Genomic DNA, 14,459 nt, shown 5'->3' on the forward strand with positions numbered 1-14,459 from the left:
GCGGCTAGCGATGTAAAACCAGCCGCTTGAAGCGTTTGAAGCTGGTTCTATTGAGGTGCCGCCAGGGAATCGAGCGCAACAGCTGCCAGGCTTCTTTCTTGTCTTCGACCACGGCATATTTGAGGGCCTTGTTCACCAGTTTGGTGCGGGCGCTGTGGTAGCCGGGATGGTTCACGTACGGCGCGATCGCCTCAAGGTCCGCCTGGAGCAATATCCGGTATTTTCTCGACAGGTTGTTGGCATGGCGGCGATAGCGGGTCATGCAGATCGGCAATTCATGGATCTCATAACCCAGCCGGGCAATCCGCAACGTCATCTGAAAGTCTTGAACCCGCAGCTTCGGCGCGTAGAAGTCGGCACTTCGCATCGCTTTCATGCGATAGAGCGCAACAGGGGCGCCGATCACGACGGCACCTCTGAGGACCTGATCGAAGTTGTAGGTGTGGATCTTGTCGCGTTGTTGCTGCTTGATGGTGTTGCCATCGCTGTCCATGTAGCTGATCAACGCACCCACGCAGCCGACGTTCGGGTGCTGATCCAGATACTCGGCGCGAGTGCGCACCGACCCGGGCAACATGATGTCATCCAGGTCCGGCGTCGACACATAGACGCCTTTGGCGTATCGCAAGCCGTGGTTGAGCGCCGCGCTCACGCCCCGGTTCGGTTGCGAATACAACTGGAAGTCATAGGTTTGTTGTAAGCGCTCGAGTATGGCGAGGCTGTCGTCGCTGGACCCGTCATTCACGATGATGACTTCGAAGTTTGGGTAGTCCTGGGCGAAGATGCTCTTGATGGCGTCTTCCAGAAATCTTTGCATGTTGAAGCAGGACGCCACGATGGAAACCAGGGGCGCTTGTGTCGATGGGGAGTTCTCGGGGGCGGTCAGTTCAATACTCATTGTCGTATGCAATACCGATGGCGTGTGACCAGACAGGTCTAGTGACAAGATCCTTCTCTTGAAGATGAGGCGGAGGTCGGGCGACTTGGGGTAATGGTTCGCCCCCAACCGATCGGCTCATCGTGTCCGTATGGTACGTAGGCTCACAGACAAGAGTTACGTGCATGCGTTACAACGTTTTACAGCGCAAATCCCGAGATCCTGACGAGACATGCCAGATGGTGGCGCAAAGCTAGCATTTTACCCGGCTCTGCAAATCATACCTTTGGCTGATTTGGCTGGCGTCCAAGGGCACTAAAGTGCTTACTTTCAGCCACGACCGTGCAGTCAGAAAAGGGACTCTTATGTTGCAGACTCGCGTTATCCCCCCAGCCGAAGGCGCTTACCAGTATCCGCTGCTGATTAAACGGCTGCTGATGTCCGGCGCTCGTTATGAGAAAACCCGCGAGATCATTTACCGCGACCAGTTGCGCTACAGCTACCCGACCCTGATCGAACGGGTCGCAAGGCTGGCCAACGTGCTGACGGCGGCCGGCGTCAAGGCCGGGGATACCGTGGCGGTGATGGACTGGGACAGCCATCGTTATCTGGAATGCATGTTCGCCATCCCGATGATCGGCGCGGTGATCCACACCATTAACGTGCGCCTGTCGCCGGAACAGATCCTCTACACCATGAACCACGCCGAGGACCGCTTTGTGCTGGTCAACAGCGAGTTCGTCGGGTTGTACCAGGCGATTGCCGGGCACCTGACCACGGTGGAGAAAACCCTGCTGTTGACTGACCTGCCGGAAAAAACCGCCGACTTGCCGAACCTCATTGGTGAGTATGAGCAGTTGCTGGCGGCGGCGAGCACGCAGTACGACTTCCAGGACTTCGACGAAAATTCGGTCGCGACCACGTTCTACACCACCGGCACCACCGGTAATCCCAAAGGTGTGTACTTCACCCATCGGCAGCTGGTGCTGCACACAATGGGTGTGTCGACCATCATGGGCGCCATCGACAGCGTGCGGTTGCTGGGCACCAACGATGTTTACATGCCGATCACCCCGATGTTCCATGTGCACGCCTGGGGCCTGCCGTATGTGGCGACCATGCTCGGGCTCAAGCAGGTCTATCCCGGTCGCTATGACCCTGAGTACCTGGTGGAGCTGTGGCGCAAGGAGAAGGTCACCTTTTCCCATTGCGTGCCGACCATCCTGCAAATGGTCCTCAATTCCAAAGCGGCGCAAGGCACGGATTTCGGTGGCTGGAAAATCGTCATCGGCGGCAGTGCACTCAACCGTGCGCTTTACGACGCGGCCAAGGCCAAGGGCATTCAACTGACCGCCGCTTACGGCATGTCGGAAACCGGGCCGTTGGTGTCGTGTGCACACCTCAACGACGAGCTGATGGCCGGCACCGAAGACGAACGCACCACGTACCGGATCAAGGCCGGCGTGCCGGGGCCATTGGTGGAGGCGGCGATCGTCGACACCGACGGCAACTTCCTGCCCGCCGATGGCGAGACCCAAGGCGAACTGGTGCTGCGTGCGCCGTGGCTCACCGAGGGTTATTTCAACGAACCGCAAAAGGGCGCCGAGCTCTGGGCCGGGGGCTGGCTGCACACCGGTGATGTAGCGACCCTGGACAGCATGGGTGTGATCGACATTCGCGACCGGATCAAAGACGTGATCAAGACCGGCGGCGAGTGGATCTCCTCCCTGGACCTGGAAGATCTGATCAGTCGCCACGCGGCGGTACGCGAAGTAGCAGTGGTGGGCATCGCCGATCCGCAGTGGGGCGAACGTCCGTTCGCACTGCTGGTGGTCCGCGAAGGCCATGTGATCGGGGCCAAAGAACTGAAGGAACACCTCAAGCCGTTCGTGGAACTGGGGCACCTGAGCAAGTGGGCCATCCCGAGCCAGATCGCCCTTGTTACTGAAATTCCCAAGACCAGTGTCGGCAAACTCGACAAGAAACGTATTCGCGTCGACATCACCGAATGGCAAGCCAACAACAGCACCTTCCTCTCGACGCTTTAAGCGTCACCTGGCGTGCCCAAAAGGGCACGCCAGCCCCACCAAGCAAGCGCTTGGCTTGTCAAATCCGAATTTTCAGCCATCCTAGACGGGCCGACGGGTGTCGGCTTGGCAAAGGACTGTTCCAGAGTGGCTGGCAGCTGCAAATCACACTTTAGAGGGATCAAGCAGTACTACCTGCTGGCTATAGTCCGCTCAAGGATTTTTAAGAACGGAGCAAACGCACAAAACGGGGCGATGCAACTTTGGAATGACTTAGGGACACCTTGGCTCCCAGTCATCCACAGCGTTTTTAGAAGTGCTCACTGCCATAACAATAATGCACATGGAGTAGCGTCGATGACATCAGTAAACCAGTTCTGGCGCCGGGCGAAACTGCCCCTGGCGGTCAGTCTTGCCTCTACGCTCGCCGGGCCAGCATTCGGCGTCAGTTTCAACGTTGGTGAAATCGAAGGTCAGTTCGACTCGTCCCTGTCGGTCGGTGCCAGTTGGTCGACTGAAAATGCCAACAAGAACCTCATCGGCGTCAACAACGGCGGCCGCGGCCTGTCCCAGACTTCCGACGACGGTCACCTGAACTTCAAGAGCGGCGAAACGTTCTCCAAGATCTTCAAGGGCATCCATGACCTCGAATTGAAATATGGCGATACCGGCGTTTTCGTCCGTGGCAAATACTGGTACGACTTCGAACTCAAGGACGAAAGCCGTCCGTTCAAGGACATCAGCGACAGCAACCGCAAGGAAGGCGCCAAGTCCTCCGGCGGCCAGATCCTCGACGCCTTCGTCTACCACAACTATTCCGTTGCCGATCAGCCGGGCTCCGTGCGTCTGGGCAAGCAAGTAGTGAGTTGGGGTGAAAGTACTTTCATCGGCGGTGGCATCAACTCGATCAACCCGATCGACGTTTCCGCGTTCCGTCGCCCCGGTGCCGAGATCAAGGAAGGCCTGATCCCGGTCAACATGTTCTACGTGTCCCAGAGCCTCACCGAGAACCTCTCGACTGAAGCCTTCTACCAACTCGAATGGGACCAGACCGTTGTCGACAACTGCGGCACCTTCTTCTCGCAACCGGACGTGATTGCGGATGGCTGCGATAACAACCTGGCCGTACTGCGTACCCGTAACGGACTCAACAGCGCATTGACGGCTGCGGGGCTGCCGGCTTCGCTGCGTAATGCCAGCATCAACACCCTGGCTGCCAAAGGTGTGACCTGGGGCAACCCGGATGAAGGTGTCATCGTTCGTCGCGGTCCGGATCGCGATGCCCGTGACAGCGGTCAATTTGGCGTGTCCTTCAAATACATGTTCGATCCGCTGGACACCGAGTTCGGCGCCTACTTCATGAACTACCACAGCCGTGCGCCGATTTTCAGCGGCAAAGGTGCTCCGGCGAGCGCTTACAGCGCGGCGGGCCTGGTGGGTTCACTGAGGGCTGCGGGTGTTCCGGCCGGTGTCGCGGCAGGCCTGGCCCCGACCTTGCTGCCATTGGTGGTGGCGGGTAACTCAAGCTACTACGTCGAGTACCCTGAAGATATTCGCCTGTATGGCTTGAGCTTCTCCACCACGTTACCGACAGGTACTGCGTGGAGTGGTGAAGTCAGCTACCGGCCGAATGCTCCGGTTCAGCTCAACACCACCGACATTCTCTTTTCCGGTTTGACGCCTCTGAACCCTAACGTTTCCGTGCTCCAAGGGACGCCAGGACAGGATCAACAAGGCTATCGCCGCAAGGAAGTGACCCAGCTCCAGACGACCCTTACTCACTTCTTCGACCAGGTGATGGGCGCCGAGCGACTGACCCTGGTGGGCGAGGTCGGCTTTACTCACGTTGGCGGTCTGGAAAGCTCTTCCAAAGCGCGTTACGGCCGTGACCCGAGCTACGGCCCTGGTCCATTGCCAAGTGGTCAGTGCGTGGCATTGAACACCTCTACCCTGGCAGGCGGACCGCAAAACAACGTCAGTCGCTACTGCGAAAACGACGGGTTCACCACCGCAAACTCCTGGGGTTACCGCGGTCGTGCCATCTGGGAATACAACGACGTATTCGCCGGTGTGAACCTCAAGCCGAACGTGGCCTGGTCTCATGACGTGGAAGGCTACTCGCCTGGCCCTGGCGGCAACTTCGAGGAAGGTCGCAAAGCGGTGAGCCTGGGCGTCGATGCCGAGTACCAGAACACCTACACCGCGAGCCTGGCTTACACCAACTTCTTTGATGGCAAGTACACCACCGTCGATGACCGCGATTTCGTTGCGCTCAGCTTCGGCGTGAACTTCTAAGCACTGCATTATCAGGACGAACACACCTATGAAAATAACAAAGAGTCTGTTCCACGTCGGTGTTCTGGGGCTTTCGCTGCTGGCGACCGGCGTCATGGCGGCGGTCCCTGCGGCCGAAGCGGACAAACTGGGCAAGAGCCTGACCCCGATGGGCGCCGAGATGGCGGGCAACGCTGACGGATCGATCCCGGCCTGGAAGCCGATGGCGAAAAACGCCGGCACCGCCGACAGCAAAGGTTTCCTGTCTGACCCGTTCGCCAGTGAGAAACCACTGTTCACCATCACGGCGCAGAACGTCGACCAGTACAAGGACAAACTCGCACCGGGCCAGTACGCGATGTTCAAGCGCTACCCGGAAACCTTCAAGATGCCGGTCTACCCGTCCCATCGCGGCGCCACCGTGCCGGATGCCGTGTTTGCCGCCATCAAGAAAAACGCCACCGCCACTAACCTGGTGTCCGGCGGCAACGGTCTGGAGAACTTCGAAACCGCAGTCCCATTCCCGATTCCGAAGACCGGCGTCGAAGTCATCTGGAACCACATCACCCGCTATCGCGGTGGCAGCGTGACCCGTCTGGTGACCCAGGCGACGCCGCAGCCGAACGGCTCGTACAGCCTGGTGTACTTCCAGGACCAGTTCGTGTTCCGCGACAAGATGAAGGACTACGATCCGGCGAACCCGGGCAACATCCTGTTCTACTTCAAGCAGAAAGTGACCGCGCCGGCACGTCTGGCCGGTGGTGTGCTGCTGGTGCACGAAACCCTCGACCAGGTAAAAGAGCCTCGTTCGGCGTGGGTCTACAACGCCGGTCAGCGTCGTGTACGTCGCGCACCACAAGTGTCCTATGACGGGCCGGGTACCGCAGCCGATGGCCTGCGTACCTCCGACAACCTGGACATGTACAACGGTGCACCGGATCGTTACGACTGGAAACTCGAAGGCAAGAAAGAGATGTACATCGCCTCCGACAGCTACAAACTCGACTCGCCGCAACTCAAGTACGACGACATCATCAAGGCCGGTCACATCAACCAGGACCTGGCTCGTTACGAGCTGCGCCGGGTCTGGCATGTGGTGGCTACCTTGAAGGAAGGTCAGCGACACATCTACGCCAAGCGTGACTTCTACATCGACGAAGACACCTGGCAAGCGGCCGTGATCGACCACTACGACGGTCGTAATCAACTGTGGCGTGTGGCGGAAGCTCACTCCCAGAATTACTACAACGTTCAAGTGCCGTGGTACACCCTGGAAACCTTGTACGACCTGCAATCGGGCCGCTACCTGGCACTGGGCATGAAGAACGAAGAGAAATCGGCGTATGACTTCGGCTTCACCGCTACCACCAGCGACTTCACTCCGGCCGCTCTGCGCCAGGATGGTGTTCGCTAAGTTGCCCTGAACAGAGGCCGCATCCTCGAGAAACGCCCCGACTGGTTCGGGGCGTTTTTTTTGAATTTCATAACGATCGTTGTAGGACGGTGTGACTGTCGGGTTTGCTCGACACTTCTGCTTGTATTCTTTTTGTAGCCATTTGTAGCAATAACCTTCATTCCCTCTTCGTTTACCGATAGGCTGCGGACATCTGCAACGCCGCCAACCGCCATTCAAACAAGAGCCGGCCATGACTGATCTGTCCCCACACCCGGGCCCTGCAAGCATTGCCGTCGCGGCACTGGACGGGCGTTTTTTTCGGCCTCCGTTGCCCGACGGCCATGTGCTGCGACCTCGTCTGTGCGAGCGCCTGAGTGCGGGCCTCGGTGGCAGGTTGTTGTTGGTCAGCGCACCGGCGGGGTTTGGCAAGAGTTCGTTGGCTGTGGAGTTCTGTCAGGGCTTGCCGGCTCACTGGCAAAGTCTGTGGCTGGGGTTGAGTCCGCGAGACAGCGATCCCGGACGTTTTCTTGAGCGGTTGCTCGAAGGCCTCCAGGACTTTTTTCCGCAACTGGGCAGCAAGTCCCTGGGCCTGCTGAAAATGCGCCAGCGGCATCAACCGTTTGCCTTTGAAGAATGGCTGGACGGTTTGCTCGATGAGTTGGCCGTGCACCTGTCTGCAAGTACGCCCCTGCTGTTGGTGCTGGATGACTACCATTTGGCACAGGGCCCGGTACTCGATCGCTGCCTGCAATTTTTCCTCAATCACCTGCCTGACGGCTTGCTGGTCATGGTCACCAGTCGACAGCGGCCGGACTGGCATCTGGCGCGCCTGCGGCTGTCGCGGCAACTGCTCGAGTTGAATGAACAGGACTTGCGCCTGACTCACGACGAAGCCTTGACCCTGCTTGATCGGCACAGCAGTTCCTTGCGCGGCGAAGCGCTGGAGAGTCTCATCCAGCGCAGCGAAGGTTGGGTCGCCGGACTGCGTTTCTGGCTGCTGGCAGCGTCTGAAGCGGGTTCCCAGGGTGCTTTGCCGCAGACCTTGCATGGCGGGGAAGGGCTGATCCGCGATTATCTGCTGGAAGAAGTCATCGATTGTCTGCCCGCCGAGGTGCAGTCATTCCTTTACGACACAGCACCTCAGGAACGCTTTTGCAGCGAATTGTGCGACGCCGTTCGCGAAGCCCATGACAGTGCCGAGATCCTGCGTTTTCTGCTGGCTCATCAGGTGTTCCTGGTGCCACTGGATGAAAATGGTCACTGGTATCGCTACCACCATTTGTTTTCCGACCTGTTGCGCACCCGGCCCACCGCGCAAGCGATGGTGCCGGCGGCCAGCCTGCACTTGCGCGCCTGTCGCTGGTTCAATGCCCAGGGGCTGCTCGACGAGGCGGTGGAGCAGGCGCTGCGTGCCGGGCACCTGGACGTCGCGGCGAACCTGGTGCAGAACCTCTCCGAAGAGCAGCTGCTGGCCGAACAGAACGTCGGCATGTTGCTGCGCTGGAAAATGGACTTGCCCGACAGCCTGCTGATCAGCACGCCGCGGCTGATCGTGCTGTACAGCTGGGCGTTGGGGCTGGCCTGTCAGCTGGACGCCGCCGAGGAGCTGGCCAGTCATTTGAGTCGCTTCCTGCCGGCCCCGTCGGCCACTGCGCAGAAATCCATGCTGGCGCAATGGCTGGCCCTGAGTGGGGTCATCGCCCGCGGGCGCGGCAATCGCGAGCTGACGTTGCTCTACTGCACCGAAGCGCAGGAGAGCCTGCCCGCCAAACGCTACGGGCAACGCCTGATGTGCCTCTCGACCCTGTCCAACCTGGCCATTGCCGACGGTGACTTGTGGCGTGCCCGCGGGTTGAACCGTGAATCTCTGGAGTTGGCGCAACGGGTCGGCAACCCGCTGTTCGAAGCGCTGGCCCATTACGACCGCGCTCGCGTGCTGCAAGCACGAGGGGAAATCCTTCGTGCGCTGGATGAAGTGCGCCAGGGGCTGCAACGCCTGCAACCGTTATCCCCGCAACGGCTCTATGCCGTGCGCGCCCGACTGACATTGTACGAAGGCTTTTTGTTAGCCCTGCGCTTGCAGCCCCAAGCTGCGCGGGCACGCTTGCAAGCCGGTTTGAATGAAGCACGCGCCTGTCGCGATATCAGCGTATTGATCGGCCATTGTGTGATCGCCAGGCTTGAGGGCATCAGTGGCGAATTCGCCAAAGCCTTCGCTGAACTCGCGGAAGCCGAGCGCCTGATGCACATCTGGGACGTGCCACCGATCTACTACCTGGCGATGATCACCCTGGTCAAATGCGAACTTTGGCTGGCTCAGGGGCGTACCGACCTGGCCGAAGCCTGGCTCGCTCGCTTGGGCCAGACCTACAACGGCGAACACGCGGCAGCCCCTCCGGAGTTCCATCCGCAACTGCCGCTGCATATCGAGTTGCAGCAAGCCTTGCTGGAGGTCATTCAGGGACAGCCGATGCTGGCCGAAGGACGATTGAATGCGTTGCTTGAGCATGGGCAGCAAACGGGCAGGCAGCTGCTCAGCGTGATGGCACTGACTCAGAAAGTGACGTTATTGCTGGGGGGCGGACGCGAGCCCGAGGCCCGCAAGGCCCTGAGTCAGGCGCTGGAAGCGGCGGCCGGGGGCGTGCTGCAACCGTTTGACAGGTTGTTGGCTGAACATCCGGACTGGCTGCGTGGACAACTTCAACTCAGTGCGCCGACGCCCGTTTCACTGAGCCTTGCAGAAAAACTTCCGGCAGTGACAGCCCGTCCCGCAGTGGAGTCATCCGCCGCGGCGGAACAACTCAGTACGCGGGAAATGGCTGTCCTGCGACTGATCGCCCAGGGCTGTTCGAATCAAGAGATCAGCGATCAGCTGTTTATTTCGCTGCACACCGTAAAAACTCACGCCAGCCATATCAACAGCAAGCTTGGGGTTGAACGGCGCACGCAAGCGGTCGCCAGGGCCAAAGACTTGGGTGTATTGCAGTAATCGCCGTTTGAAGACCTCCGAAACAAGTTGGGCCTTGCGATCAGAGGTTTTCGGTCATTTCTCCTCTGAGACAGGCACTCCGGATGTCTGCCCCACGTCGATGGAGTGCTTCAGGATCGACAGTAAGCCTATGGAGCAGTCATCTCCGGTTTTACTGGCAATGGACTGTTGCAAGTTGTCACCCAACACTTCCCTCATTTTTTTTCTGGGCAACGTTGTATTCCACTCCAGCAGCTTTTGGATCGCCGGGGTGGGGACGCCGTTGGATTTGTCATAGAGACTTTGCGCGGTGCCGTCGCTCATGATCGCGAAGCCCGTCGTGGCTTCGATTTGCCCACGATACAACTTGAGCCGCGACGCCGCTTTATGGTCAGTCAGCAACGGGGCGGTATTGGCCGACTCACCATTTTCTGGATGAGAAAGGGCCTGAAGTTGTCCGTCCGCTTCAACGCTTGCGATGACGCCATCGCCCAAGTGACCTGCGAGGTAGCGGCCTTGTGAGTAAGCGACAAACGACAAGGTACAGGCCAGGTCGTTGATATCGCCGCCAAGTTTTGCAGCTTTGCGTCTGAACGCGTCCAGGCAGCGATTAACCAGTCGCTGGGCTGCCTTCGCGTTGTGTTTGTCCATGTTTTGCCAGAGGCTTTCAAAGTTTTTGCAGACAAAAGCCAGGGTAGCGGTGACCGCTACTTGGGCGCCGATGTCGGATTTGGCTCTGGAGCCAGCCCCATCGGCCAATGAAATGCAGGTCACCTTGTTGGACTCTCTGGCCGCGACATAGTCCTGGCAAGGCGTTTGAGTCTTGAGGTGCTCGCGTCCTGCCACAAACGCGCAGGCCGTTTTACAGCTGAAGTCTTCCGGAATCTCAGGCATGGTTCAGACCTGTGCCCAGGCTTCGATACCTTTAATGTCCTGACGAAGGAGATAGTCTTCTTGCATGGGATTATCCTTTTTGGGCTGAGCGTTACAAAAAACGCTTCAAGAGTCGTTTGAACCAGGCATTGGCTTCCTGCCGTCCTGTTTCAAATAGGCGCGGCGCGAGGATAACCTATCAATTTTGCGGATCATAACCGCAGTACCCAGCCTTGGCACCAGGATTAAACCCATGCAAACCCCGAATACAGCCCTCATCCGCGAAACCTTCCCCGTCGGCCCTTTGCAGTGCAACTGCACGATCATCGGCGATCCGATCACCAAAAAGGCCATCGTGGTCGATCCGGGCGGTAATCACGAACTGATCCTCGCGCGGCTCGACGCACTGGGCTTGAAGGTGGTGAGCATCATTCATACTCATGCGCACCTAGATCACTTCCTGGCTTCCGGTCAGTTGAAGGAGAAAACCGGCGCAACCCTGCATTTGCATAAAGAAGATCAATTCCTCTGGGACAACCTGGAGATGCAGTGCCAGATGTTCGGTGTGCCCTACACGCCGGTGCCGTCGCCGGATCGCTGGTTGGCCGATGATGAAGAACTGGCCTGCGGCTGTGGCGTGGCGTTGCACACGCCGGGTCATACGCCGGGCTCCATGAGCTTTTGGTTTTCAGAGGCTAAGCTGCTGATTGCCGGTGACACGTTGTTTCGTCGCGGGGTAGGGCGCACGGATTTGTGGGGTGGCGATCAGGCGACCATCGTGCGGTCGATCAAGCAGCGGCTGTACACCCTCGACGAAGAGGCGACGGTGGTGACCGGGCACGGTCCGGACACACGTCTGGGCGATGAAATGCGCGAGAACCCTTTTGTGCGGGCGTGATTTCTAACGTTGTGAGGGGCGTGGTGGAATTATTTTCATCCGCTATGATCCAACGCCCGCAAAGGTTTAATGCCTTAGTCCGTTGCACCACAGAATGCAAAAAGTAGGAGCTCTTCATGTTCACCAAGCAGCGTTTGATTATTGTCGCTACGGCTGTGGCCTTGCTGTCTGGCTGCGCCTCGCCTAACCCTTACGACAACCAGGGCCAGGCCGACAGTGGTTCCACGGGCATGAGCAAAACCGCTAAATACGGTGGCCTCGGCGCTCTGGCCGGTGCTTTGGCCGGTGCCGCCATCAGTCACGATAACCGTGGCAAGGGCGCGCTGATTGGCGCTGCGGTGGTGGGTGCTTCCGCTGCCGGTTACGGTTATTACGCCGACCAGCAAGAGAAAAAGCTGCGCGCCAGCATGGCCAACACCGGGGTGGAAGTGCAGCGCCAGGGCGATCAGATCAAACTGATCATGCCGGGTAACATCACCTTCGCCACCGATTCGGCGAACATCGCGTCGGGTTTCTATCAGCCGTTGAACAATCTGGCGGGCTCGCTCAAGGAGTTCAGCCAGAACCAGATCGAGATCGTCGGCTACACCGACAGCACCGGCAGCCGCCAGCACAACATGGACCTGTCCCAGCGTCGCGCCCAGAGCGTGGCGACTTACCTGACGTCGCAGGGCGTGAGCGGTGCCAACCTGTCGGCTCGCGGTGCCGGGCCGGATAACCCGATTGCCAGCAACGGTGACGTCAATGGCCGGGCGCAGAACCGTCGGGTAGAGGTCAACCTGAAGGCGATTCCGGGTCAGCAGTATGGCAACCAGCAACAAGGCCAGGTTCAGTAGTATCCGTAACACATGCTCTAAAAAACGGGCGTTGTGCAAAAGCACAGCGCCCGTTTTTTTGCCTCGGATTTGCCTAGTTGGCTTCTTTCACCGCGCTGAGAAACGCGCACGTGCGTTCCTGTTGCGGGTGTTCGAAGATCTGCGCCGGTGTGCCTTGTTCGTGAATCTGCCCCTTGTAGAAGAAGCACACACGATCGGCGAATTCCCGGGCGAAGCCCATCTGGTGGGTGACCATCAACATGGTCAGGTTGTGTTCGGTACCGAGTTTGCGGATCACGTTCAGCACTTCGCCGCACAGTTCCGGGTCGAGCGCTGAAGTCACTTCGTCGAACAGCATGACTTTAGGCCGCATGGCCAGTGCCCGGGCAATGGCCACCCGTTGTTGTTGGCCGCCGGACAGCTGCGAAGGGTAATGCCCCAGTTTGCTGCCCAGTCCCACCAGTTCCAGCAAGTCCGCCGCTCGCTCCCGCGCCTCGACAGGTTTCATGCCGAGGACTTGAACGGGCGCTTCGATGACGTTTTGCAGCGCCGTCATGTGCGGGAACAGGTTGAAGCTCTGGAACACCATGCCGATTTTTCCGCGCACCCGGCGGATGTGCCGATCGTTGGCCGGCACCAGTACACCGTTGCGATTGGGCATGTGAGTCAGCAAGTCGTCCTCGATGCGGATCAACCCGTCATCGATGCCTTCGAGCGTCATCAATACCCGCAGCAGGGTGGATTTGCCCGAGCCGCTGGGGCCGATGATCGCGACTTTCTCACCCGGCGTGACGTCCAGGTTCAAGTGGTCAAGCACGGTGAAGTTGCCGTAGCTCTTGGTGACGTCCTGGAAGCTGACGATCGGCTTGACCGGTTTGGTTTCCTGCATGGCCGTGGCCTCCTGCGGATGCAGCGGGGTCGGGTTGCTGTGCCGGGAAAGGTCGCTGGGTGTCGAGAGTGGAGAAGTCATTAGCGTAGCTCCAGGCGCACTTCAAGGCGCCGTACCAGATAAGCCAAGGCGATGCTCAGGGCGAGGAAAAACAGACCGACCATGGTGATCGGTTCCAGGTAGCGGAAGTTCTCGGAGCCAATGTTTTTGGCCTGTTGCATGATTTCCACCACGGTAATCGCCGACAGCACCGGCGTGTCCTTCAGCATCGCCACCAGGTAGTTGCCCAATGGCGGCAGGATCGGCCGCAAGGCCTGGGGCAGAATGATGTTGCGATAAGCGCTGTACGGAGCGATGTTCAGCGCCGTGACCGCCTCCCATTGCGCCCGCGGCACGGCGTCGAGGCCGCCGCGATAGACCTCGGCGATGTAGCAGGCGTAATGCAGGCCGATGCCCAGAATCCCCACTTGCATGGCAGTCATGCTGACACCGTAGTTGGGCAGCACGTAGTAAAGGAAATACACCTGGATCAGCAGCGGTGTGCTGCGAATGAACTCAATCACGCCGGTGGTCGGCCACGACAGCCAGGCTCTGCGGCTGCGTCGGCCGATGGCCAGGAACAGCCCCAGCACAATCGCAATCAGGAAGCCGATCAGGGTTATGCCCACGGTGTTGAGCGAAGCGCGCAGCAAATCGGGGAGGATTTGCCAGGCGTAGGTCCAGTCGAACAGGGTCATGACAGACCTCCACGCATCCGCCCGCGAGCCAGGCGCCGTTCAATCTGGCGCATGCCGATGTTGATGGCTTGGGCCAGGACGAAATACATCACCAGCGCCAGACTGAAAATTTCCAGGGTCTGGAAGGTCGCCTGATCCAGTTGCCGAGCCCGGAAGCTCAGGTCGGACAAGGTAATCAGCGACACCAGCGAGGTGTTCTTCAGCAATTCGATCAACAGATTGGTGCCTGGCGGAATAGCTGCCAGCAACGCCTGCGGAAGAATGATGCGGCGAAAGCGCTTGTAGCCGCTGAAATTCAGCGCCGTGGAGGCCTCGTACTGACCCTTGGCGACCGAGCTGATCGCACCGCGCATCACCTCCGCGCCGTAAGCGCCGATGTGTAAGCCGAGACCGACAATGGCCACGCTGTAGGGGCTCAGTTCAAGGTTGAACGGCGGCAGCGGCAGCACGAAAAACAGCCAGAACAATTGCACCAGCAACGACGTACCGCGAAACACTTCGATGTAGGCAATGGAAAACCAGCGCAATGGCCGCCATGGCGACATGCGTCCCAGGGCCGCGAGAATCGCCGCGACAATCGCCAGCAGCGAACCGAAAATCGTCACCTGGAGCGTCACCCAGGCGCCTTGTATCAATAGCGGAAGTAATTCACCCATGGTTTAAACCTGGCCATCCGGATTAAGCAGGGAAATAGGCATCGCGCCG

The 14,459-nt window shown here is 59.1% G+C and carries 11 protein-coding genes; 6 read left to right on the top strand and 5 right to left on the bottom strand.

Translation table 11 applies throughout. The features are described from left to right. Positions 1–4: 4 nt before the first annotated feature. A complete protein-coding gene (locus ASC74_RS08600; RefSeq protein WP_056740847.1) occupies positions 5–898 on the bottom strand; it encodes a glycosyltransferase family 2 protein in 894 nt (297 codons plus the stop codon). A 344-nt stretch (positions 899–1,242) separates the two neighbouring features. Here ASC74_RS08600 and ASC74_RS08605 point away from each other — a divergent pair, with 344 nt between their 5' ends. From ASC74_RS08605 to ASC74_RS08620, 4 genes are all read left to right on the top strand, one after another. Then, a complete protein-coding gene (locus ASC74_RS08605; protein WP_056740849.1) occupies positions 1,243–2,925 on the top strand; it encodes a fatty acid--CoA ligase in 1,683 nt (560 codons plus the stop codon). A gap of 336 nt (positions 2,926–3,261) precedes the next feature. Then, entirely contained in the window at positions 3,262–5,199 is a 1,938-nt protein-coding gene (locus ASC74_RS08610; RefSeq protein ID WP_056740851.1) for a DUF1302 domain-containing protein, read from the top strand. Between the two features lie 28 nt (positions 5,200–5,227). Continuing rightward, positions 5,228–6,592 carry a DUF1329 domain-containing protein gene (locus tag ASC74_RS08615; protein ID WP_056740853.1) on the top strand — a complete coding sequence of 455 codons (1,365 nt, stop codon included), beginning with the start codon at positions 5,228–5,230 and terminating at the stop codon, positions 6,590–6,592. A gap of 232 nt (positions 6,593–6,824) precedes the next feature. Next, positions 6,825–9,563 (top strand): LuxR C-terminal-related transcriptional regulator, encoded by a 2,739-nt coding sequence (locus ASC74_RS08620; protein WP_056740855.1) that lies wholly within the window; start codon positions 6,825–6,827, stop codon positions 9,561–9,563. A 54-nt stretch (positions 9,564–9,617) separates the two neighbouring features. Here the strand turns inward: ASC74_RS08620 and ASC74_RS08625 are convergent, their stop codons facing one another. Continuing rightward, positions 9,618–10,436: a PP2C family serine/threonine-protein phosphatase gene (locus ASC74_RS08625; protein WP_056740857.1), complete on the bottom strand. Its 819-nt coding sequence runs from the start codon at positions 10,434–10,436 to the stop codon at positions 9,618–9,620. A 232-nt stretch (positions 10,437–10,668) separates the two neighbouring features. Here ASC74_RS08625 and ASC74_RS08630 point away from each other — a divergent pair, with 232 nt between their 5' ends. Together ASC74_RS08630 and ASC74_RS08635 are read left to right on the top strand one after the other, a co-directional pair. Continuing rightward, a complete protein-coding gene (locus ASC74_RS08630; RefSeq protein ID WP_056740859.1) occupies positions 10,669–11,313 on the top strand; it encodes an MBL fold metallo-hydrolase in 645 nt (214 codons plus the stop codon). Positions 11,314–11,429: 116 nt separating this feature from the next. Further along, complete coding sequence (locus tag ASC74_RS08635) at positions 11,430–12,149, top strand: OmpA family protein (RefSeq protein ID WP_056740861.1); 720 nt, start codon at positions 11,430–11,432, stop codon at positions 12,147–12,149. Between the two features lie 73 nt (positions 12,150–12,222). On the opposite strand, the gene ehuA is transcribed toward ASC74_RS08635, so the two are convergent. Genes ehuA through ehuC form a run of 3 tightly spaced genes read right to left on the bottom strand, consistent with a single transcriptional unit; the run spans position 12,223 to position 14,410 of the window. Then, entirely contained in the window at positions 12,223–13,098 is an 876-nt protein-coding gene (gene ehuA / locus ASC74_RS08640) for an ectoine/hydroxyectoine ABC transporter ATP-binding protein EhuA (RefSeq protein ID WP_442965769.1), read from the bottom strand. Then, positions 13,098–13,754, bottom strand: a complete 657-nt coding sequence (gene ehuD, locus ASC74_RS08645) for an ectoine/hydroxyectoine ABC transporter permease subunit EhuD (protein WP_056740862.1) — start codon at positions 13,752–13,754, stop codon at positions 13,098–13,100. Before ehuD ends, ehuA begins: the two co-directional genes overlap by 1 nt. Beyond that, positions 13,751–14,410 carry an ectoine/hydroxyectoine ABC transporter permease subunit EhuC gene (gene ehuC / locus ASC74_RS08650; RefSeq protein ID WP_056740863.1) on the bottom strand — a complete coding sequence of 220 codons (660 nt, stop codon included), beginning with the start codon at positions 14,408–14,410 and terminating at the stop codon, positions 13,751–13,753. The genes ehuD and ehuC overlap by 4 nt, the downstream gene beginning before the upstream one ends. Between the last annotated feature and the right edge of the window lie 49 nt (positions 14,411–14,459).

The organism is Pseudomonas sp. Root329 (assembly GCF_001424925.1).
In the GTDB taxonomy this organism is placed as follows: Bacteria; Pseudomonadota; Gammaproteobacteria; order Pseudomonadales; family Pseudomonadaceae; genus Aquipseudomonas; species Aquipseudomonas arabinosi.